We start from the raw sequence: 21,710 nt of genomic DNA, 5'->3' as shown, positions 1-21,710 counted from the left end.
GCGGTCACGGGGCCACCCCCGCGACGGGCAGGCCGGTGGTCTCGGGCAGGCCGAGCGCGAGGTTGAGGCACTGCACGGCGGCGCCCGCGGTGCCCTTGGTGAGGTTGTCGACGGCCGCGACGACGACGACCCGGCCGGCGCGCGCGTCGAGGGCGACCTGGAGGTGGACGCAGTTGCTGCCGAGGACGTTCGCGGTGGCCGGCCAGCGCCCCTCGGGCAGGAGGTGGACGAACGGCTCGTCGGCGTAGGCCTCGGCCCAGGCCGCCCGGACGGTGGCGGCGTCGGTGCCGGCAACGACACGTGCGGTGCACGTCGCGAGGATGCCCCGCGGCATCGGGGCCAGGGTCGGGGTGAACGAGACGACGACCTCACCGGCGCCGCAGGCGGTGAGGTTCTGCTCGATCTCGGGCGTGTGCCGGTGCACTCCACCGACGCCGTAGGGCGACATCGAGCCCATCACCTCGGACCCGAGGAGGTGCGGCTTGAGCCCCTTGCCCGCGCCCGACGTGCCGGAGGCGGCGACGACCGTGACGTCGGCGGGCTCGAGGACGCCGGCGACGAGGCCCGGGGCCAGGGCGAGCGAGACGGCCGTCGGGTAGCAGCCGGGGACGGCGATGCGCGTGGCACCGGCGAGCGCGGCGCGCTGCCGGCCGCCGGCGGTCGGCAGCTCGGGCATCCCGTACGGCCAGGAGCCGGCGTGCGGGGTGTCGTAGAACGTCGTCCACGCGTCGGGGTCGCGCAGCCGGAAGTCGGCGCCGCAGTCGACGACGACGACGTCGGGCCCGAGCTCGGCGGCCAGCGCCGCGGAGTGGCCGTGCGGCAGGGCGAGGACGACGGCGTCGTGACCGGCGAGGACGTCGGCGGTCGTGTCGTCGAGGACCCGGTCGGCGAGCGGCGTGAGGTGCGGGTGGACGCTCCCGAGCGGTTGCCCCGCGGTGCCGCCCGCCGTGACGGCACCGACCTCGAGGTCGGGGTGCGCGAGGAGGAGCCGGAGGACCTCTCCCCCGGCGTACCCGCTCGCTCCGGCGACGGCGACCCGCATCGACATGTGCATGATCATACAGGAATCGGAACATCCATGCAGACGGCCGCCCTGTCCGCCCCGACGTCGTGGGGGCGGGTCCGCCGACACGCGGGAGGTCAGCGGCTGCGGCCCCACGAAGTCGGGAGAAGAGCCGGTCAGGCGAGGGGGTCGTCCGGACGCAGCACGAGGTCGAGGGTCCGCTCCCGGTCGTCGAGACCCCGGGCCGCCATCGCCTGCAGTGACTCGACGGTGTCGTCCCCGACCCGGACGAACCGCCCGGAGAACGCGTCGAGGGCCCCCGACGCCAGCACGAGGACGAAGGCCGCGACGTCCTCGGCCGAGGTCCAGTCGGTGCGGTCGGCGTGCGCGTCCATCACCGCGGTCATGTCGGTGCGGACGACGCCCGGCATGAGGTCGAAGGCCCGGATGCCGCGGTCGCGGCCGGCGAGGTGGGTCGCCCCCGTGATCCGGGCCAGGGCGGCCTTGCTCACGTTGTAGCCGCTCGCGAGCTCGCCCGGCACGCGGCCGGCGCCGGAGTTGAGGTTGACGACGCGCCCACCGCCGGCGGCGACCATGTGCGGCGCGACGAGCCACGTCATGAGGTAGACCCCGCGAACGTTGACCTCCTGCTGGTGCCACCACTCGTCCGGGTCGGACGCGAAGAGGTCGACCTCGGCGTCCATGACCCCGGCGTTGTTGACGAGGAGGTCGATGCGGCCCTGCCGCTCGACGATCTCGTCGACCCAGGCGGTGAGCGCGGCCCGGTCGGTCATCGGCGCGACGGTCGAGGAGCCCCGCTCGACGACCCACCCGTCGTCCTCCAGCGCGTTCGCGATCGCGCGGCCGATGCCCCGCGAGGCCCCGGTGACGACGGCGACGAGGTGGCCGCCCCGCCCGGCACCGGCCTCGGTGTCGGGGACCGGGGTGACGTCGCCGTCGTCGTCGACGGGCTCCGCGATGGGATCGCTCACGCGCGCTGCACCGCTCCGTGGGCCGCGGCCGCCGCGGCGACCGCCGCGTCGCGCAGCGCCGACACCTCGTCGGTGGTCAGCGTGCGCTCGGGCGAGCGGAAGGTCAGCCGGTAGGCGAGCGAGCGCCGTCCCTCCCCCACCTGGTCGCCCTCGTACACGTCGAAGAGCCGTACCTCCTCCAGCAGCTCGCCCCCACCGCTCACGAGCGCCTCGCGCACCGCGGCCGCCGGGACGGACCGGTCGACGACGAGCGCGACGTCGCTCTGGGCCATCGGGTAGGTGGCCAGCGTGCGCGCGACGACGGTGTGCTCGGCGGCCCGCGTCAGAGCGTCGAGATCGAGCTCGCCGCTCACCGTGCGCGCTGGCAGCCCGAGCGCCGCGACGACCTTGGGGTGCAGCTCACCGACGTGGCCGAGCACGGTGCCGTCGGCGAGCGACACCCGCGCGCAGCGCCCCGGGTGCCACGGCATCGCGGCGTCGGCGGTGGTGACGACCTCGACGGCCAGGGCCTCGGCGAGCGCCTCGACGAGCTCGAGCACGTCGAAGACCTCGGCCCGGCGGCCGGCGCCCCACCACCCGGCCCGGTCGCGGTCACCGGCCAGCAGGACCCCGAGGTGGCGCGGCTGCGGAGGCACGGCGTCGCGGATGGCGGCCAGCGTGTCCTCGGACGGCAGCACGCCGACGTCCTCGGTCGGGGCCGTCGTCCGTGGTCCGTCGAGGGCGGTGACGAGGCCGAGCTCGAAGAGCCCGACGTCCTTGGCGCCCCGGGAGACGTTGCGGCGCACCGCATCCACCATCGTCGAGACGAGCGACGTGCGCATGAACGGCTGCTCGTCGGACAGCGGGTTGGCGATGCGCACCGTGCGCGCGGTCTCGGCCGCGACGTCGAGCCCGAGGTCGGACAGCCGGTCCTCGCCGACGAACGGAGCGCTCCACACCTCGGAGAGCCCCTGCGCCGCAAGGACGTTCGCGACGACACGACGGACGCGCTGGGCGTGGGTGAGCCCCGACCCGCCCGGCGGCGTCGGCAGCACCGACGGGATCCGCTCGTAGCCGTGGATGCGGGCGACCTCCTCGACGAGGTCCTCCGCGGTCGTCAGGTCGGGTCGCCAGGACGGCGGGGTCGCGGCGAGCGACGTCCCGTCGACGAGCACGTCGCAGCCGATGGCCTCGAGGACGCCGATGACGGTCTCCCGGTCGTACTCGACACCGACGATGCGCGACGGGAAGCCGAGGTCCATCGTGATCGGCCGCGCCGGGAGCGCTTCGCCGGCGTCGGTGACCTCGTCACCGGCCGTGGCCCCGCCGTACTCGACGAGCAGCTCGACGGCGAGCTGGAGCGCCGCCGGGGCGAGCTCGGGGTCGACGCCCCGCTCGAAGCGCCGGGATGCCTCCGACGGCAGCCGGTGCCGCCGGGCGGTCCGCGCGATGGTCACGGGGTCGAAGTGCGCCGCCTCGAGGAGGACGTCGGTGGTCGTGCCCGAGATCTCGGTCGAGGCGCCGCCCATGACGCCGGCGAGCCCGATGGGGGTCACGCCGCCGTCGGTGATGAGCAGGTCCTCGGGGTCGAGCGCGCGGTCGACGTCGTCGAGCGTCGTCAGCCGCTCCCCCGGCCGCGCGCGGCGCACGACGATCCGCTCGCCGAGGGTCGCGAGGTCGTAGGCGTGCAGCGGCTGCCCGAGCCCGAGCATCACGTAGTTCGTCACGTCGACCGCGAGCGAGATGGGGCGCATCCCGGCCTCGGTGAGCCGGGCGCGCATCCACGCCGGCGACGGGGCGGAGACGTCGAGCCCGCGGACGACCCGGGCGTTGAACCGGTCGCACCCGGCCCGGCCCCGGATCGGCGCGTCGTCGGTGAGCTCGACCGGGTGGCCCGACGAGGACGGCGGCGGCACCCGCGTCGCGAGGTCGGCGGCCGGGTCGGTGAACTCCGCACCGGTGGCGTGCCCGTACTCGCGGGCCACGCCACGCACCGAGAAGCAGTACCCCCGGTCGGGGGTGACGTTGACCTCGACCGTCTCGCGGTCCAGTCCGAGGATCGCGATGGCGTCGGCGCCCGGGACGCAGCGGGCCAGCGCCTCGGGGTCGTCGGCGAACCGGCGGGTCAGCACGATGATGCCGTCGTGGTCGTCACCGAGGCCCAGCTCGCGCTCGGAGCAGATCATCCCCGCCGACACGTGCCCGTAGGTCTTGCGCGCCGACACCTCGAGCGGGCCCTGCGGTGTCGGCAGCACGCCGCCCGGCAGGATGACCGGCACGAGGTCGCCCGCCTCGAAGTTGTGCGCGCCGCAGACGATGCCCTGGGGCTCGCCGGTGCCGTTGGCGTCGCCGACGTCGACGCTGCACCAGTTGATGGTCTTGCCGTTCTTCTGCGGCTCCTTCTCGAGCGTCAGCACGCGCCCGACGACGAGGGGGCCGGTGACGCCGCCACCGTGCAGCCCCTCCTCCTCGAGCCCGACCGCGACGAGCGAGGCCGCGATGTCGACCCCCGTCGCCTCCGCCGGCACCGCGACGTACTCGCGCAGCCAGTCGACCGGAACCCGCATCAGATCTCCATCCCGAACTGCGCGTCGAAGCGCACGTCACCCTCGATCATGTCGCGCATGTCGCTGACCCCCGTGCGGAACATCAGCGCGCGGTCGATGCCCATGCCGAACGCGAACCCGGTGTAGCGGTCGGGGTCGACCCCGCAGGCCAGGAGCACGTTGCGGTTGACCATCCCGCAGCCACCCCACTCGATCCAGCCGGTGCCCTTGCAGGTGCGGCAGTCGGGGTCCGCGCCGCGGCAGACGAAGCAGCGCAGGTCCATCTCGGCGCTCGGCTCGGTGAACGGGAAGAACGACGGGCGCAGGCGCGTGGTGATGTCCTCGCCGAACAGCTCGGCGGCCAGCCGGTCGAGGGTGCCCTTGAGGTGGGCCATCGTGATGCCCTCGTCGACGGCCAGACCCTCGACCTGGTGGAAGGCCGGCATGTGCGTGGCGTCGAGCTCGTCGGTGCGGAAGACCCGCCCGATCGCCGCGATGTACACCGGGACGCCGCGCTCGAGCAGGGTGCGCGCCTGCACCGGGGAGGTGTGGGTGCGCAGGATCAGCCCACCCTCGGGCGGGTCGACGTAGAACGTGTCCTGCATCTGGCGCGCCGGGTGGTCGGCGTCGAAGTTCAGGGCGTCGAAGTTGAACCACTCGGCCTCGATCTCCGGGCCCTCGGCGATCTCCCAGCCCATCCCGGTGAAGAGGTCGGCGATGCGCTCGCTCATCAGCTCGATGGGGTGGCGTCGGCCGAGCGGGCGGCGGCCGGTCGGCAGCGTGACGTCGAGCGCCTCCTCGACGAGGATCCGCTCGTCGCGCTCGGTCTCGAGCTCGGCCTGGCGGGCGGCGAAGGCCTGCCCGACGCGACCGCGCGCCTGGCCGACCCGCTTCCCGGCCTCGGCCTTGGCGCTCGGCGGCAGGGCACCGATCTCGCGGTTGGCCAGGGCGAGGGCGCTCCGGTCGCCCTGGTGGGCCCCCCGGGCGGTCTTGAGCTCCTCGAGGGACGTCGCGGCGGCCGCGGCGGCGAGCGCGGCCTCGACGGCGGCGTCGACCGCCTGCGGGTCGAGCGCGGCGACCTCGACGGGGTCGTAGCTGGTGTTGGGTCCGGACATCGCTTCCGCTCTTCGTCGGTGGGGGCGCGGCCGAGTCTAGGGAGCGGCGCGCGGGGACGGAGGTGTGCCCCCGGGCGGTGGGACGACCGGCGCGTGGCCGGCCGTGGGGGTGACGGCGCTCAGGACGCGCGCGACACCGGGCCCGAGGGCCCGGTAAATCGACGCGCGGAGGTGGTCACGGGTCCAGCGTAGCGCTGCCGGCGCCCGGGGACGGGGCCGCGTGTCATCGGTGCGCGGCCCGCGCCGGCGCCTCGACCGGCGCCTGCGCCCCGCGGCGGCTCGGACGCACCGCGAAGGCCGCGAGGGCGACGACGAACCCGACGGCGGCCACGGCGAGGAACCCCGCGCCACCGTCGTAGTGGTCGATGACGAGCCCGGCGAAGGGCGCACCGAGCGCACCCCCGGCGGTGAGCGCCGAGTTGTGCCAGCCCATCGCCTCGCCGCGCACCTCGGCCGGCACGAGCCGGGCCGTCTCGTCGACGGTGGCCGTGATGGTCGGGGCGCAGAGCAGCCCGGCGACGAGGGCGAGGACCCCGAGCAGGACCACCGACCCCGCCGCCGCCATGGGGACGGTGACGAGGGCGAGCGTCAGGAGCAGCCAGCGGGAGGGCACGTCGCGCGACAGCGCCCCGTAGAGCAGGCCGCCGACGAGCGAGCCGAGCCCCCACAGGGCGAGGACCAGCCCGAGCAGCGCGGTCTGGCCGAAGCCGCGCACGGTGCCGACGAAGGCGAGGTCGCTGCCCGAGAGGATGACGGCGGTGGCGGCGACGGTGACGAGGACGGTGAGCAGCGGCCCGCGCAGCCAGGTGGTCACGCGGACGGTGTGCCGGGCGTGCCCCGGCTCGGCCTCGCTGCGCAGCCGCGGGTCGAGGAGCCAGACCCCGAGGCCGGCGACGACGGCGAGGACCTGGACGACGAAGAGCACCCAGGCGGTCGACCACTGGGTGGTCGCGAGCACGGCGAGCGCCGGCGCGACCATGAAGGACAGCTCGACGGCGGCGGAGTCGAGGGCGATCGCCGTGCGCCGGTCGCCCTCGGCGACCTCGGCGATGAGGGCCTGGCGGACGACGGAGGAGATGGGGACGGCGAAGAGGCCGGCGACGGTGGCGAGCACGAGCAGCGCCCAGTACCCGACCCACGGAGCGATCCCCCAGCACAGCCCCGAGACGAGCACCGACGGGCCGACCACCGCGCGCAGGCCGTGCCGGTCGAGGAGCCGCCCGCGCCACGGCCCGCTGACCGCGACGGCGGCCGTGACCGCGGCACCGACGAGGCCGGCCATCGCGTAGGTGTGGCCGAGCGAGGTGACGACGTGCAGCGCGACGAGGACGGGGGTCGCGAACATCGGGATGCGGGTCAGGGTGCCCAGCACGAGGATGCGGCGCAGTGACGGCCTGGAGAGGACACGCCGGTACGGCGCGAGGGTCACCGTCGTCACCCGCACACTCTGGCATCCCGGTGCGCCCCTCGCCATTCGGGCGGGCACGCGAGCTGGTGGCACCTTCTCTTGACTCGTTCAAGACACGGTGCGAGGGTGGCAGGACGAGGACCCGACCCTGAGGAGCAGCGATGACGACCGACCCGTACGCCCACCCCGAGGACCTCGGCACCCCGACCGGGTCGACGATGGCCAACGGTGCCCCGGCCGAGAGCGACGAGCACAGCCTCAGCCTCTCGCCGAACGGCCCGCTGATGCTCCACGACGTCCACCTGCTCGACACCCTCGCCCACTTCAACCGCGAGAACATCCCCGAGCGCAAGCCGCACGCCAAGGGCTCCGGCGCGTTCGGCACCTTCACGGTGACCGGCGACATCACCCGGTACACGAAGGCGGCGGTCTTCCGTCCCGGCGCGACGACCCGCACGCTCGCCCGCTTCTCGACCGTCGCCGGCGAGCTGGGCTCCCCCGACACCTGGCGCGACGTGCGCGGGTTCTCGGTGCGCTTCTACACCGAGGAGGGCAACTGGGACCTCGTCGGCAACAACACCCCGGTGTTCTTCCTCCGCGACCCGATGAAGTTCCCCCACTTCATCCGCAGCCAGAAGCGGCTCGCCGACTCCGGCCTGCGCGACGGCACGATGCAGTGGGACTTCTGGACGGGCTCCCCCGAGTCGGCCCACCAGGTCACCTACCTCATGGGCGACCGCGGACTGCCCCGCTCGTGGCGGTTCATGAACGGCTACGGCTCGCACACCTACCTCATGAGCAACGCGGCCGGCGAGAAGCACTGGGTGAAGTTCCACTTCCACACCCAGCAGGGGGTCGAGAACCTCACGAACGAGGAGGCCGAGAGGATCTCCGGTGCCGACTCCGACTTCCACCGCCGCGACCTGTTCGAGGCGATCGACCGCGGCGACAACCCCCGCTGGACGATGTTCATCCAGGCGATGCCGTACGCGGACGCGAAGGACTACCGCTACAACCCGTTCGACCTGACCAAGGTCTGGCCGCACTCGGACTACCCGCTCGTCGAGGTGGGCACGTTCGAGCTGAACGAGAACCCGGTCAACCACTTCGCGCAGATCGAGCAGGCCGCCTTCGCGCCGAGCAACATCGTCCCGGGCATCGGCTTCTCGCCCGACAAGATGCTCCTGGCGCGGGTCTTCTCCTACGCCGACGCGCACCGGGCGCGGGTGGGCACCAACGCCCACCAGCTCCCGGTCAACCGGCCGCTGCCGGAGGTCGAGGAGAAGGCCAACCACCTCGTCTTCGACGGCGCCATGAACCACGAGGTCAAGGGCGGCCCGACCTACATCCCGAACAGCATGGGGCGCGGGCACTCGACGTTCCAGGGCCCGGTCGCCGAGGGGTGGGAGGCCGACGGCGAGATGGTCCGGCAGGCCTACGTCCTCCACGCCGAGGACGACGACTGGACCCAGCCGGGGATGCTCGTGCGGGACGTCTTCGACGACGCCCAGCGCGACCGCTTCGTCGAGACCGTCGCCGGCGCCCTCGGCGGGGTGCGCGACGACGTCCTCGAGCGGGCGTTCGTCTACTGGAAGAACGTCGACGAGGAGACCGGCAAGCGCATCGAGGAGAAGGTCCGCGCCGGTGCGGGCGACCCGATCCCCGGAGCGCCCGACGAGGAGAAGGCCGAGGTCCGCGAGCCGCTGGAGGAGTCGGCGCGCCGCTGAGTCACTCGAGGTCGGGGAAGGTGGCCCGCAGGCGGGCACCACCGGTGGGCGCCTCCTCGACCACGACCTCGCCCCCGTGCGCCTCGACGAGGCCGCGCACGAGGTAGAGGCCGAGGCCGGTGCCGTGCTTGGCGCCGGCCTGCCAGAACCGCGAGAAGACGAGCTCGCGGTGCTGGGGTGCGATGCCGTCGCCGTCGTCCGAGACGACGACGTCGACGGCGGCCGGCCCGTCCCAGTGCGAGCGCTCGGCCGAGATGCTCACCCTCCCCCGGCCGTGCCGCAGGGCGTTGTCGACGAGGTTGGTGAGGACCTGCTCGAGGCGGTCGGCGTCGGCCCAGACGACGTCGACGCCGTCGCCGACGTGCAGCTCGAACTGGTCGCGGTCGGCCCCGGCGGCCACCCGCCGCTCGACCTGGGCCTCCATCCGGGGCAGGACGGCGACCGGCACCGGGTGCACGGTGAGCCGTCCGGTGCCGATCCGCGAGGTGTCGAGGAGCTCGGTGATCAGGCGGGTGACCCGGTCGGCGTCGGCCTCGATCGTCTCGAGCATCAGCCGCTTCTGCTCGTCGGTGAAGCGCTCCCAGTTGCGCAGCAGGGTCGAGGAGAAGCCCTTGACGCCGGTGAGCGGCGAGCGGAGCTCGTGGGCCACCGAGGTGAGCAGGGCCGCGCTCTCCTTCTCGGCGCGGCGCCGGCCCTCGGCGTCGCGCAGGCCGAGGACGACGGAGACGACCGGCTGGCCGCGGCCGCGGCCGCGACGGTTGTACTGGGCGGTGACGAGCAGCTCGCGGCCCGACGGGAGGACGAGCAGCCGCTCACGGTGGCCGGTGCGGGTCTCGAGGCCGTGCCACGGGTCGGTGAGCTCCCACCACGAGTCGCCCCCGAGGTCCTGGAGCGGGAGCGCCTCGACGAGGTCGCGGCCGACGACGTCGGCGGCCCGCAGACCGGTGATGCGTTCGGCGCGGCTGTTCATGAAGCGCACCGTGCGGTCGGGGCCGATGGCCGCGACCAGCCCGTCGGGGATGAACTCCAGGCCGTTGGCGGCCAGGTCGTCGGGGACGAGGTACCGCTCGGGCATGGGCGGCACGTTACCCCGGACGGTCTCCGGACCGGAGGACCCCCGCCGACGCGTAGAGGCAGATCGTCGCGGCCATCGCGAGGTTGAGCGACTCGGCGAGGCCGTGGATGGGGACGCGCACGATGTCGTCACAGGCGTCGCGGACCTCGGCCGGCAGGCCCCACGCCTCGTTGCCCATGACCCAGCAGTGCGGGCCGTCGAGGTCGGCGTCGGGGAGCGCGGTGGCGCCGGTGCCGTCGGCCGCGAGCGAGCGCACCCCGGCGGCGCGCAGCGCCGTGAGGGTGGCGGCGACGTCGAGACCGGTGACCACCGGGAGGTGGAAGAGCGACCCGGCCGTCGAGCGGACCACCTTCGGCGCGTGCACGTCGACCGAGGCGTCGCTGACGAGCACCGCGTCGGCGCCCGCGGCGTCGGCCCCCCGGATGACGGTGCCGGCGTTGCCCGGGTCGCGGACGTTGGTCAGCAGGACGAGCAGCCGTGGCCCGGCCGCGAGCACGTCCTCGAGGGTCGGCGCCGGGGTGTCGACGACGGCGAGCAGGCCCTGGGGCGCCTCGGCGTCGGCCATCGCGGCGAGCACCTCGGGGGTCACCTCGTGGACCCGGAGACCGGCCTCGCGCGCGGGACCGAGGACGTCGCCGGCGTACCGCGCCGCCGCCTCGGCGGTGAGGTAGACGTCGCGGACCCGGTCCGGCGCGTGGCGGACCGCCTCGCGCACGCCCTGGGGTCCCTCGACGACGAAGCGGCCGGTGCGCGAGCGCACCGACCGCTTCGAGAGCGCCGCGACGGACCGGACCCGGTCGGACCGGGGGTTGTCCATCGAGGGCACCTGGCTCAGGCGGAGGCCTTGGCCGGCTCGCGGGCCGGCTGGTTGGCCCTGGCGATCTCGACGAGCGCGGCGAACGCGGCCTCGTCGTTGACCGCGAGCTCGGCGAGCATGCGGCGGTCGACCTCGACCTCGGCGGCCTTGAGGCCCTGGATGAAGCGGTTGTAGGTCATGCCGTTGGCGCGGGCCGCGGCGTTGATCCGCTGGATCCAGAGGCGACGGAAGTCACCCTTGCGGGCCCGGCGGTCGCGGTAGCTGTAGCCGAGGCTGTGCTGGACCTGCTCCTTGGCCTTGCGGTACAGGCGCGAGCGCTGCCCGCGGTAGCCGCTGGCCCGCTCGAGGACGACCCGGCGCTTCTTCTGGGCGTTGACCGCCCGCTTCACGCGTGCCACGTGAGTTCTCCTTGCTGTGCTTCGTCAGTACGTGGGATGGGGAGGCCTCAGCGGCCGAGGAGCTTCTTGACCTTGGAGACGTCTGCCTTCGAGACGAGCACGTCCTTGGAGAGGGCCCGCGCCTTCTGCGGGGTCTTCTCGTGGAACTTGTGGACGTGGCCGGCCTGCTCGCGCATGATCTTGCCCGAGCCGGTGACCCGGAAGCGCTTCTTGGTGCCGCTGTGCGTCTTGTTCTTCGGCATGGTGCCGATCTCCTTGGGTGGTGTGCTGTCTGGTGCGGGGGTGTCGGGGGGGCGGGCTCAGCCCGCGTCGGCCGTCTCGGCCGGGTCCGGCGCCTCGCCCGTCGTGGTGGGCTCGGTCTCCGGGGCCTCCTCGGCCGGGTGCTCCGAACGCGCCTCGTCGCGCTTGCGCCGCTGCTCGGCCATCGCCTGCGCCTTCTTCTTCGTCGGCGCGAGGACCATGACCATGTTGCGGCCGTCCTGCTTGGGCTGGGACTCGACGGTGCCCAGCTCGACGACGTCCTCGGCGAGGCGCTGGAGCAGCCGGAACCCGAGCTCGGGGCGGGACTGCTCGCGACCGCGGAACATGATCGTCACCTTGACCTTGTCGCCGCCGTTGAGGAACCGGACGACGTGGCCCTTCTTCGTGCCGTAGTCGTGCGGGTCGATCTTCGGGCGGAGCTTGATCTCCTTGATGACCGTGTTGACCTGGTTCTTGCGCGCCTCACGGGCCTTCATCGCGGCTTCGTACTTGTACTTGCCGAAGTCCATGAGCTTGGCGACCGGCGGCTTCGCCATCGGTGCGACCTCGACGAGGTCGAGGTCGGCCTCCGCCGCCAGACGGAGTGCGTCCTCGACCCGGACGATGCCGACCTGCTCGCCGTTCGGGCCGACCAACCGCACCTCGGGAACCCGGATGCGGTCGTTGATGCGTGGCTCGCTGATGTGCTTCTCCTTCGTCACGTCCTGCCGTCGTGTGGCCACCGGGAACGAGGAGAGGCTCCTCGCACCGGGTGCGCAGGAGCCTCGAGTCCGTCGGTCCGCCACGGGAGGCCGCGGCACGCCGGAGGGCGCGCACGACGTCTCGTCGCGGACCGGGAACCCGGCGACCGTGTGGTCGACGCGGGTGGAAGCGGGGCTCCTCTTGCACACCGCCTCGCGGACGAGGCGGTCGGTCAGCGCACAAGGCTACCAGCCGGGGGCGCGCGACCCGAAATCCGCGGTGCTCAGACGATGCGGAAGGCGAGGCCGTCGACCCGCGCGCGCAGCTCACCGTCGGTGGCCAGCCGCTCCCCCACCCGCGTTGCGACGGCCCGCACCTGCTCCGGGTCGAGGCCGGGCGTCAGCGTGAGGACGACGCCGAGGACCCCCTCGCCGGCCGGGGTCCCCTCCTCGACGGAGTGGGCGCGGACGTCCGGCTCGTCGGCGACGGCGGCGGCCAGGCTGCGGACGACGAAGGGGTCGGTGTGCGCCGGCTGCCAGGCGCGCTCCTGGGCCAGCGCCCAGAGCATCGAGGGGCGCAGGACCCGTGTGACGGGGCCGGCGACGTCGACGACGAGCACGTCGCAGCCCTCGGAGACGGCGGCCTGCGCGGCGCGCGCGGGGGTGACGGGCACCGGTCGGGCGGCGGCGTCCCAGGCCGCGAGGGCGTCGGTGCCCGAGAAGACGGGCAGGGCGCGGCGGCCGTCCGGGGCGACGAGGGTGACGGCGGCCATGTCGACCCCGGTCTCGACGGCGTGCGCCCCGCTGTCGTCGACGCCGGTCGGCTCCGCGACGACGGGCACGAGGAGGCGGGCGGCCTCGACCGCCCGCATCAGGGCGGTGTCGTCCGTGGCGTCGTCGGCGAGGACGGCGAGCAGGGCGGGGTCGGCGGCGCCGGTGTCGGTCTCGAAGCCGCTGGGGCTCAGCTCGCGGTGCTGCCAGGGCGTGCCGGCGGAGTCCGCGGGGTCGTGCGCGCCGGTCACGGGCGGCCGGCGACGTCGAGCGCCTCGGGGAGGGTGAACGCCCCGCGGTAGAGGGCCGAGCCGACGATGGCGCCCTCGACGCCCTCGCCGACGAGGGTGCGGACGACCGCGACGTCCTCGAGGGTGGAGATGCCTCCTGACGCGACGACCGGCCGGTCGGTGCGCGCGCAGACGTCGCGCAGCAGCTGCAGGTTCGGGCCCGTCATCATCCCGTCCTTGGCGACGTCGGTGACGACGTAGCGGGCGCAGCCCTCGGCGTCGAGCCGGGCGAGGGTCTCCCAGAGGTCGCCGCCCTCGCTCGTCCAGCCGCGGGCGGCGAGGGTGGTCCCCCGGACGTCGAGGCCGACGGCCACCCGGTCACCGTGCTCGGCGATGGCACGGGCGGTCCACGCGGGGTCCTCGAGGGCCGCGGTGCCGACGTTGACCCGCCGGCAGCCGGTGGCCAGCGCCCGGCTGAGCGACTCCTCGTCGCGGATGCCGCCGCTCATCTCCACGTCGATGTCGAGGCGGCCGACGATCTCGGCGAGCAGGTCGGCGTTCGAGCCGCGACCGAAGGCCGCGTCGAGGTCGACGAGGTGGAGCCACTCGCTGCCCTGGTCCTGCCAGCGCAGGGCGGCCTCGACGGGGTCGCCGAACTCGCCGCCGCTGCCGGCGACGCCCTGGACGAGCTGGACGGCCCGTCCCTCGACGACGTCGACGGCGGGGAGCAGCTGGAGGCGCGGCTGGTCGGTCACGGTGACCAGTCTGCCGCCCCCGCCGGTGAGCCGGTCACCCGGTCCACCCGCCTCGTGCCCCACGAGTATCGGGTGACCCGACAACCCTGCGCTTCACCCCGGAACGCTTCCCGGGCGAAGCGCGGTCGTATCGGGTGACCCGATACGCGAGAGGCGCGTGGGGCGACGTGACCGAGGTCAGAGCGAGCGGACCCAGTTCTCGAGCAGGGCCAGCCCGGCCTCGCCCGACTTCTCGGGGTGGAACTGCGTGGCGGCCAGCGGCCCGTTCTCGACGGCGGCGACGAACCGCTCGCCGTGCGTGGCCCAGGTGACCCGCGGCGCGACGGCGGCGAAGGCTCCCTCGGGCTCGGCGAGGTCCCACGTGTGCGCGGCGTAGGAGTGCACGAAGTAGAAGCGCTCGTGCTCGAGGCCGGCGAAGAGGGTGGAGCCCGCCGCGACGTCGAGCTGGGACCAGCCCATGTGCGGGACGACCGGCGCCTCGAGCCGCGAGACCGTGCCCGGCCACTCGCCCACACCGGCCACCGGCGCCACGCTCGGCTCGGTGGAGCCCTCGAACATCACCTGCATCCCGACGCACACGCCGAGGACGGGACGGCCGCCGGCCAGCCGCCGGTCGACGACGTACGGGCCGTCGACGGCGGTGAGCCCGGCCATGCAGGCGTGGAAGTTGCCGACGCCGGGGACGAAGAGGCCGTCGGCGCGCAGGGCGTGCTCGCGGTCGGCGGTGAGCGTGACGGCGGCGCCCACGTGCTCGAGGGCGCGGACGGCCGAGCGGACGTTCCCGCTGCCGTGGTCGAGGACGACGACGTCCGGGCTCATCGGGTCTCCCGGGCCCCGTCCGCGGCCGAGCCACCCCAGGCGGCCTCCCACTCGGCCCGGTGCTGGGCCTCGTCGGCGACGAGCCGGTCGAACATCAGGACGCCGCGCGTCGACGGCTCGACGTCGCTGGCCCCCGGGCAGTCGCCCCGCTCGAGCAGGTCGCGGCCGGGCAGCCCGAGCAGGCCGAGCAGGGTGACGAGGACGTCGAGCGGGGTGCCGTCGCCCGAGCGCAGGACCCCGGCGACGTCCTCGCCCCGGGCCCCACCGGCCCCGGCCGCGGCGAGCAGCCCGGGCACGCCGAGCCGCGGCAGCGACGGAGTCTCGACGACGCCGGTGCGCGGCTCCCAGACGGCCCACTGCTGCGCCTTGCGGACCCCGGCCGGCTGGACGGTGACGACCGCGCGGCCCTGGAGGTCGAAGAACCCGAGGACCGGGCGGCCGCCGCGGGGTGCGGGGCGGGCCGCGAGCACCTCGAGCGCGGCGTCGTAGGGCGCGGCGCTGCGGGCGGTGTGCTCGGACACGGTGACACCGGTCCAGCCGTCGAGCGGGGCCATGGTCGCGGCGACGAGGCCCTTGCGCAGCCAGCGGCCGACCGACGCGGGCGAGCGCCGCACGAGGAGCAGACCGTGCCCCGTGCCCGAGCGCGCGTCGGCGGCCACGGTGTTAGAGCGCACCCTTCGCGCTCGGGACGCCCTCGACGCGCGGGTCGCGGGCCACGGCGGCCCGCAGGGCACGCGCGAGGGCCTTGAACTGGGCCTCGACGACGTGGTGCGGGTCGCGGCCGGCGAGCACCCGCACGTGGAGGGCGATCTGGGCGTGGAAGGCGAAGGACTCGAGGACGTGCCGCGTCAGGGACCCGACGTAGTGGCCGCCGATGACGACGTGCTCCTGGCCGGCCGGCTCGCCCTCGTGGACGCAGTACGGACGGCCCGCGACGTCGACGACCGCGAGGACGAGGGCCTCGTCGAGGGGCACGGTGGCGTCGCCGAAGCGCGAGATGCCGCTCTTGTCGCCGAGCGCCTCGCGGACGGCCTGCCCGAGGACGATGGCGACGTCCTCGACGCTGTGGTGCGCGTCGACGTGCGTGTCGCCCGTGGCCGTGACCGTGAGGTCGAGGAGGGAGTGCTTGGCGAGCGACAGGAGCATGTGGTCGTAGAACGGCACCCCGGTGCTGACCTCGCCGCGGCCGGTGCCGTCGAGGTCGACGCTCACCTCGACCGTGCTCTCGGAGGTGGCCCGGCGCACCGTGGCGGTGCGGTGGGTCGGCGCGCTGCTCACGGGGCTGCTCCTGCGTGCGTCGGGACGAGGGCGGCGAGGGCGTCGAGGAAGGCGGTGGTCTCCTCCGGCGTCCCGGCCGTGACACGAAGATAGTGCGGAATGCCGACGTCGCGGACGAGGACGCCCCGGTCGAGGAGCGCCTGCCACGTCACGTGGCTGTCGGCGAGGCCGCCGAAGAGGACGAAGTTGGCGTCGCTCGGGACCGGGTCGAGGCCCATCCGGGCCAGCTCGGTGACGATGCGGTCGCGCTGGTCCTTGACGACGTCGACGGTGTCGAGCATGAGGTCGGCGTGGGCGAGGGCGGCCCGGGCGACGGCCTGCGTGGGCGTCGACAGGTGGTACGGCATCCGGACGAGGCGCAACGCGTCGACGAGGGCCGGGTCGGCCGCGAGGTAGCCGAGGCGGCCGCCGGCGAGGGCGAAGGCCTTGCTCATCGTGCGGGTGACGACGAGCCGGGGCCGGTCCGCCAGCAGGGTGAGCGCAGACGGTGTGCCGGGGCGGGCGAACTCGGCGTAGGCCTCGTCGACGACGACGAGCGCGTGCTCGGCCGCGTCGTGGACGGCGACGACGGTGTCGAGGTCGAGCGCCGTCCCCGTCGGGTTGTTCGGGGAGCAGAGGAAGACGACGTCGGGCCGGAGCTGGCGCACCTGACCGACGGCGGAGGCGGCGTCGAGGTCGAAGGCGCCCGCCCCCGCGACGCCACGCATCCCGTCGACCCACGCGGTGCCGGTGGTCGTCGTGATGATCGGGTGCATCGAGTAGGCGGGCGTGAAGCCGAGCGCCGTGCGACCGGGCCCACCGAAGGCCTGGAGCAGGTGCAGGAGAACCTCGTTCGAGCCGTTGCCGGCCCACACCTGCTCGGTGGTGACGGGCGTGCCGCTGCGCGAGAGGTAGGCCGCGAGGTCCCCGCGCAGAGCGGTGAACTCGCGGTCGGGGTACCGGTTGAGGCCTCGGGCGGCCACCTCGACCGCCCGGGTCATCGCCTCGACGACGACGTCCGGCACCGGGTACGAGTTCTCGTTCGTGTTGAGCGCGACGGCGACGTCGAGCTGCGGTGCGCCGTAGGCGGTCCGGCCACGCAGGTCGGCGCGCAGCATCGAGTCGACGGTGGCGCGCGCATCCATGCCGCAAGTCTAGGAGGGGGTCCACCGCGGGGTGGGGGGGGCCCCCGGGGGGGGGGGGGGCCCCCCCGGCCCCCCCCCCCCCCCCCCCCCCGCGCCGGTCAGAAGTCGTCGTCGAAGGACACCCGACCCCCGACGCCGACCTGGTAGGCCGACACCCGCCGTTCGAAGAAGTTCGACAGCTCCTGCACGTCCTGGAGCTCCATGAACGCCAGCCGGTTGGCCGACCCGTACAGCGGGGCGATGCCCAGCCGCTCGAGCCGCCGGTCGGCGACGTGCTCGAGGTAGGCGCGCATGTCGGCGGTCGAGAGCCCCGCCACTCCCCCGCCGAGCAGGTCCTGCGCGAACTGCGCCTCGGCCTCGACGGCCTCGGCGACCATCCTCCGCACGTCGTCCTCGAACTGCTCGTCGACGAGGTCGGGCTCCTCCTCGCGGGCGGTGTCGAGCACGTCGAAGGCGAAGGCCATGTGCATCGACTCGTCGCGGAACACCCAGTTGGTGCCGGACGCCAGCCCGTTGAGCAGGCCGCGCGAGCGGAGGAAGTACACGTACGCGAAGGCGCCGTAGAAGAACAGCCCCTCGATGCACGCCGCGAAGCAGACGAGGTTGAGCAGGAACGACTTCCGGTCCTCCCGGGTCTCGAGCGTCCGCAGGTCGGCGAGGCTGTCGATCCACCGGAAGCAGAAGTCGGCCTTGGCCTTGATCGACGGGATGTTCTCGACGGCTGCGAAGGCCTCGTGTCGCTCGCGCTCGTCGGGGACGTAGGTGTCGAGCAGGGTCAGGTAGAACTGCACGTGCACCGCCTCCTCGAAGAGCTGGCGGGAGAGGTAGAGCCGCGCCTCGGGGGCGTTCACGTGCTCGTAGAGGTTGAGCACGAGGTTGTTCGCGACGATCGTGTCGCCGGTCGCGAAGAAGGCCACGAGCCGCTTGACGAGGTGCTGCTCGGCGGGGCTGAGCCGGTGCAGGTCCGCGAGGTCGGAGTGCAGGTCGACCTCCTCGACGGTCCACGTGTTCTTGATGGCGTCGCGGAACCGGTCGTAGAAGTGCGGGTAGCGCATCGGCCGCAGCGTGAGGCTCATCCCGGGGTCGAGGAGCAGCGGGGTGGTGGTGTCGGTGGTGGTCACTGGCAGGCCTCGCAGGACTCGGGGTTCTCGAGCGAGCAGGCGAGGGCCTCCTCGTCGGTCGGAACCGGGGTGGTCGGAAGAGCTGCGGCGGAACGGTTCTCGGAGACCGTCGCCTGCTGGATGCGGGTCGCCGGGCGCGAGCGCAGGTAGTAGGTCGTCTTGAGTCCCGACTTCCACGCGTGGAGGTACATCGACGACAGCTTCCCGATCGTCGGGTTGGCCATGAAGAGGTTGAGCGACTGGCTCTGGTCGACGTAGGGCTGGCGAGCGGCGGCCATCGCGATGAGGGCCCGCTGCGGCAGCTCCCATGCCGTGCGGAACAGGGTCCGGACGTCCTCGGGGAGGTCGACGAGCCCCTGCACCGACCCGTCGGCGCGCTTGACGGCGTCGCGGGTCGCAGGGGTCCAGAGCCCTCGCTCCTTGAGCTCGCGCACGAGGTGGCCGTTGACCTGGAGGAACTCGCCGGAGAGGGTCTCGCGCTTGAAGAGGTTGGAGACCTGCGGCTCGATGCACTCGCCGCAGCCGGCGATCGACGCGATGGTCGCCGTCGGGGCGATGGCCACGACGAGGCTGTTCCGCAGACCGTGCTCGGCCACCTTCTCGCGCAACCGGTCCCAGCGCTCGGGCTGGGTCGGCACGGCGTCGAAGTGGTCGGGGTGGAGGACGCCCTGCGCAGCCCGGGTGCGCCGGAAGGAAGGATGCGGACCGCTCGTGGCGGCGAGCTCGCTCGAGCGCTCGAGGGCGGTGAGCAGCACCTCCTCGGCGATGCGCGTCGAGAGGTCGAGCGCCTCCGGCGAGTCGAACGGCAGGCGCAGCGCGAAGAGGACGTCCTGGAGGCCCATGTACCCCAGCCCCACCGGGCGCCAGCGCGGGTTGGACGCCGCCGCCTGCTCGCTCGGGTAGTAGTTGACGTCGACGACCCGGTCGAGGAACGTGACGGCCGTCCGGACGGTCGCGCGCAGCTTCTCCCAGTCGACGTCGGTGCGGTCGGCGGTCAGGTGGCGGGAGAGGTTGACCGACCCGAGGTTGCAGACGGCGGTCTCGTCGTCGCTGCTCACCTCGAGGATCTCGGTGCAGAGGTTGGAGAGGTGCACGACCTGGCCGGGCTCGGCCGTCTGGTTGCACGCCCGGTTGGCGGCGTCCTTGAAGGTCATCCAGCCGTTGCCGGTCTGGGCGAGGGTGCGCATCATCCGACCCCAGAGCTCTCGGGCCGGCAGCTGCCGCACCACCCGGCCCTCCCGCTCGGCGGCACGGTAGGCCTCGTCGAAGTCCTCGCCCCAGAGGTCGGTGAGCCCCGGGACCTCGCTCGGGTCGACGAGGCTCCACATCCCGTCGGCCTCGACCCGGCGGAGGAACTCGTCCGGCAGCCAGTTGGCGAGGTTGAGGTTGTGGGTGCGCCGGGCGTCCTCGCCGGTGTTGTCGCGCAGCTCGAGGAACTCCTCGACGTCGGGGTGCCACGGCTCGAGGTAGACGCACGCGGCGCCCTTGCGCCGGCCGCCCTGGTTGACGGCGGCGACGCTGGCGTCGAGGGTGCGCAGCCACGGGACGATGCCGTTGCTCGTGCCGTTCGTGCCGCGGATGAGCGCGCCACGGCCCCGGACCCGCGAGAAGGCGATGCCGATGCCGCCGGCGAACTTCGAGAGCCGGGCCACCTGCTGGTAGCGCTCGTAGATCGAGTCGAGCTCGTCGCGGGGGCTGTCGACGAGGTAGCACGAGCTCATCTGGGTGTGACGGGTGCCGGAGTTGAAGAGGGTCGGGCTGCTCGGCAGGTAGTCGAGGCGCGCCATCAGCCGGTACAGCTCGAGGGCCTCGCGGGTGCTCGTCGCGAGGCCGCACGCGACGCGCAGCAGGAAGTACTGCGGCGTCTCGAGGACGAGGCGGGTCGTCGGGTGGCGCAGCAGGTAGCGGTCGCAGACGGTCCGCAGCCCGAAGTACTCGAAGAGCCGGTCGTTCGCCGGGTCGACGGCGCGGTCGAGCTTGACGGCGTTGGCGGCCACGAACTCGGCGGTGGCGTCGCCGACGAGGCCCTCGGCGTGCCCGAGCGCCACGGACTGGCTGAAGGACGCGACGCCGTGGCCGCGCACCTCCTTGTCGACGTAGCCGGCGAGCAGCCGGGCGGCGAGCCGGCTGTACTCCGGCTCCTCCCCGATAAGCTCGGCGGCGGTGCGGATGGACAGCCGGTCGAGCTCGGCGGTCGTCGCGCCGTCGTAGAGACCGCTGATGGTGCGGGTCGCGACCCGCAGCGGGTCGACCTCGTCGAGGCCGTCGCTGACCCGCTCGACGGCGCGCACGATCTTCGTGACGTCGACCGGCTCGGTGTCGCCGTTGCGCTTGCGCACCTGCATCGCGGTGCGGGTCGTGGTGTCCGGTGCGGGGGCGCCGATGGTGGTCGCCGGGGCGGGCCCCTGGGCGGTGGTCGTCATGCTCTCTCCTCGCGAGCTCGAAGGACCGGCCGCGAGCGCGCGAGGGGTGACGAGGCGAGGGGACGACGGGGTCGCCGGCGCGGCGCCGGTGCCCGAGGACCGCCTGCTCCCGTCGGCCGTCCCACGCGACCGCGACAGGTGCCGTGCCCGGGCGGGCACGGCGCGACTGGCAGGTCTTCGGACTCGTGGGCCGGGCTCGCGCCGCCTACTGCCCGTCGCTTCCCAGGTGCCGTGCACCCAGTGCTCCCTGACGGGGGTCGTTCCCACTCACCGCTGCGGGGCAGTCCCGGACTTGCACCGGGTTCCCTCTTGCCCCTCTCGCCGCCCGGGGGCGGGTCGAGGACCAGCTGCGAGAGACACCATATGTGGGGGCGCCGACACCGTCCGGGACCCAGATGTCGTGGCGTGTCGCGCCGCCACCGTGCCGCCGCGCGCTCGCAGAAGCCCGCACGTGCCGGGTTATCGCTGTCCGAACCTCCACCCGACCGCGCACACCCCGCACGTGCCGGGTTATCGCTGTCCGAAACCCCCGCACGACCGCGCACACCCCGCACGTGCCGCGTTCCACGGGCGAGGAGGGGGACGGTCCGGGCGTCAGGCCGGCGGGGTCCATCCGGGGTCGCGGCCGGCGAGGGCGAGCACCCGCTCGAACTCCGTCGCTCCCTCGGGCACGGGCAACGCTGCGCCGAACAGGCCCTCGCGCTCGGCGGCGGCCTGCTCGGGGTCCTCCGGCGGCGTGACGATCGGCAGCACGGCCGCCGACTCCTCGCCGGAGGGTCGGTAGCCCTGGCCGGTGGCCGCCGCGAGGTCCCAGCCGTGGAGCAGCACCTCGTCGAGGGCGACGAGCCCGCACACCCCACCCGGCAGGTCCACCCCGCCCGCGCGCGTCATCCCGGTCCAGGCCGTGGGGTCCGCCCACGCCTCCCCCAGCTCGGCGAGGCGGGTCCGCAGCTCCTCGCGCCACCCGTCGGGCAGCTGCCCCACCACCGGCGCCGGCGGCGTCCCCGTCGTCGGCCCCTCGACCTTCCCGGCGGCATCGCGGAAGGCCACGGTCAGGCCGAGCAGGTGGTGCACCAGCCCGGTGACGTCCGGACCCATCGGGGTCGGGGCGCCGAGGTGCTCCTCGCGCACCCCGTCGAGCAGGTCGGACACCCGGTCGGTGGCGGGACGGAGGTCGATCACGGCGTG

The 21,710-nt window shown here is 74.0% G+C and carries 20 protein-coding genes and 1 riboswitch; of the genes, 1 reads left to right on the top strand and 19 read right to left on the bottom strand.

Annotated features, from left to right (window positions below):
• Positions 1–4 precede the first annotated feature (4 nt).
• The 5 genes from argC to JQN70_RS03115 form a co-directional block, all read right to left on the bottom strand.
• Positions 5–1,060 carry an N-acetyl-gamma-glutamyl-phosphate reductase gene (argC, locus tag JQN70_RS03135; protein WP_204129863.1) on the bottom strand — a complete coding sequence of 352 codons (1,056 nt, stop codon included), beginning with the start codon at positions 1,058–1,060 and terminating at the stop codon, positions 5–7.
• Between the two features lie 119 nt (positions 1,061–1,179).
• Positions 1,180–1,995 (bottom strand): SDR family oxidoreductase, encoded by an 816-nt coding sequence (locus tag JQN70_RS03130; RefSeq protein WP_307835788.1) that lies wholly within the window; start codon positions 1,993–1,995, stop codon positions 1,180–1,182.
• The gene (gene pheT / locus JQN70_RS03125) at positions 1,992–4,541 is read right to left on the bottom strand and encodes a phenylalanine--tRNA ligase subunit beta (protein WP_204129862.1); all 2,550 of its coding nucleotides are present in this window, start codon (positions 4,539–4,541) and stop codon (positions 1,992–1,994) included. The genes JQN70_RS03130 and pheT overlap by 4 nt, the downstream gene beginning before the upstream one ends.
• On the bottom strand, positions 4,541–5,635 hold the full coding sequence (pheS, locus tag JQN70_RS03120; RefSeq protein ID WP_204129861.1) for a phenylalanine--tRNA ligase subunit alpha: 1,095 nt from the start codon (positions 5,633–5,635) through the stop codon (positions 4,541–4,543). Before pheS ends, pheT begins: the two co-directional genes overlap by 1 nt.
• A gap of 223 nt (positions 5,636–5,858) precedes the next feature.
• The gene (locus tag JQN70_RS03115) at positions 5,859–7,073 is read right to left on the bottom strand and encodes an MFS transporter (RefSeq protein ID WP_204129860.1); all 1,215 of its coding nucleotides are present in this window, start codon (positions 7,071–7,073) and stop codon (positions 5,859–5,861) included.
• 131 nt (positions 7,074–7,204) lie between these two features.
• Between JQN70_RS03115 and JQN70_RS03110 the strand changes: the two genes are divergently transcribed.
• Entirely contained in the window at positions 7,205–8,770 is a 1,566-nt protein-coding gene (locus JQN70_RS03110; RefSeq protein ID WP_204129859.1) for a catalase, read from the top strand.
• Between the two features lies 1 nt (position 8,771).
• Here the strand turns inward: JQN70_RS03110 and JQN70_RS03105 are convergent, their stop codons facing one another.
• From JQN70_RS03105 to JQN70_RS03040, 14 genes are all read right to left on the bottom strand, one after another.
• Entirely contained in the window at positions 8,772–9,845 is a 1,074-nt protein-coding gene (locus tag JQN70_RS03105; RefSeq protein ID WP_204129858.1) for a sensor histidine kinase, read from the bottom strand.
• A 10-nt stretch (positions 9,846–9,855) separates the two neighbouring features.
• Entirely contained in the window at positions 9,856–10,662 is an 807-nt protein-coding gene (locus JQN70_RS03100) for a TrmH family RNA methyltransferase (RefSeq protein WP_204129857.1), read from the bottom strand.
• A gap of 14 nt (positions 10,663–10,676) precedes the next feature.
• Positions 10,677–11,060, bottom strand: a complete 384-nt coding sequence (rplT, locus tag JQN70_RS03095) for a 50S ribosomal protein L20 (RefSeq protein ID WP_204129856.1) — start codon at positions 11,058–11,060, stop codon at positions 10,677–10,679.
• A 47-nt stretch (positions 11,061–11,107) separates the two neighbouring features.
• Positions 11,108–11,302 (bottom strand): 50S ribosomal protein L35, encoded by a 195-nt coding sequence (gene rpmI / locus JQN70_RS03090; protein WP_204129855.1) that lies wholly within the window; start codon positions 11,300–11,302, stop codon positions 11,108–11,110.
• Positions 11,303–11,359: 57 nt separating this feature from the next.
• Complete coding sequence (infC, locus tag JQN70_RS03085; protein WP_307835787.1) at positions 11,360–12,043, bottom strand: translation initiation factor IF-3; 684 nt, start codon at positions 12,041–12,043, stop codon at positions 11,360–11,362.
• Positions 12,044–12,285: 242 nt separating this feature from the next.
• Positions 12,286–13,023 carry an SseB family protein gene (locus tag JQN70_RS03080; RefSeq protein WP_204129854.1) on the bottom strand — a complete coding sequence of 246 codons (738 nt, stop codon included), beginning with the start codon at positions 13,021–13,023 and terminating at the stop codon, positions 12,286–12,288.
• The gene (priA, locus tag JQN70_RS03075) at positions 13,020–13,757 is read right to left on the bottom strand and encodes a bifunctional 1-(5-phosphoribosyl)-5-((5-phosphoribosylamino)methylideneamino)imidazole-4-carboxamide isomerase/phosphoribosylanthranilate isomerase PriA (RefSeq protein WP_204129853.1); all 738 of its coding nucleotides are present in this window, start codon (positions 13,755–13,757) and stop codon (positions 13,020–13,022) included. The genes JQN70_RS03080 and priA overlap by 4 nt, the downstream gene beginning before the upstream one ends.
• 177 nt (positions 13,758–13,934) lie before the next feature.
• A complete protein-coding gene (gene hisH, locus JQN70_RS03070; RefSeq protein ID WP_204129852.1) occupies positions 13,935–14,576 on the bottom strand; it encodes an imidazole glycerol phosphate synthase subunit HisH in 642 nt (213 codons plus the stop codon).
• Entirely contained in the window at positions 14,573–15,235 is a 663-nt protein-coding gene (locus tag JQN70_RS03065; RefSeq protein WP_204129851.1) for a hypothetical protein, read from the bottom strand. Before JQN70_RS03065 ends, hisH begins: the two co-directional genes overlap by 4 nt.
• A 4-nt stretch (positions 15,236–15,239) precedes the next feature.
• Positions 15,240–15,854, bottom strand: a complete 615-nt coding sequence (hisB, locus tag JQN70_RS03060) for an imidazoleglycerol-phosphate dehydratase HisB (protein WP_204129850.1) — start codon at positions 15,852–15,854, stop codon at positions 15,240–15,242.
• Positions 15,851–16,978, bottom strand: a complete 1,128-nt coding sequence (locus JQN70_RS03055; RefSeq protein WP_204129849.1) for a histidinol-phosphate transaminase — start codon at positions 16,976–16,978, stop codon at positions 15,851–15,853. The genes hisB and JQN70_RS03055 overlap by 4 nt, the downstream gene beginning before the upstream one ends.
• Positions 16,979–17,076: 98 nt before the next feature.
• On the bottom strand, positions 17,077–18,099 hold the full coding sequence (locus JQN70_RS03050; RefSeq protein WP_307835785.1) for a ribonucleotide-diphosphate reductase subunit beta: 1,023 nt from the start codon (positions 18,097–18,099) through the stop codon (positions 17,077–17,079).
• The gene (locus JQN70_RS03045) at positions 18,096–20,522 is read right to left on the bottom strand and encodes a ribonucleoside-diphosphate reductase subunit alpha (protein WP_204129848.1); all 2,427 of its coding nucleotides are present in this window, start codon (positions 20,520–20,522) and stop codon (positions 18,096–18,098) included. The genes JQN70_RS03050 and JQN70_RS03045 overlap by 4 nt, the downstream gene beginning before the upstream one ends.
• Positions 20,523–20,673: 151 nt before the next feature.
• Positions 20,674–20,885, bottom strand: a riboswitch (cobalamin riboswitch).
• Between the two features lie 231 nt (positions 20,886–21,116).
• Positions 21,117–21,704, bottom strand: coding sequence for a TIGR03086 family metal-binding protein (locus tag JQN70_RS03040; RefSeq protein WP_204129847.1), 588 nt, complete (start codon positions 21,702–21,704; stop codon positions 21,117–21,119).
• Between the last annotated feature and the right edge of the window lie 6 nt (positions 21,705–21,710).

Origin of the sequence: Phycicoccus sonneratiae, from assembly GCF_016887965.1 — a bacterium.
Classification (GTDB): domain Bacteria; phylum Actinomycetota; class Actinomycetes; order Actinomycetales; family Dermatophilaceae; genus Phycicoccus; species Phycicoccus sonneratiae.
This window is presented reverse-complemented; position numbering and strand designations above follow the sequence as displayed.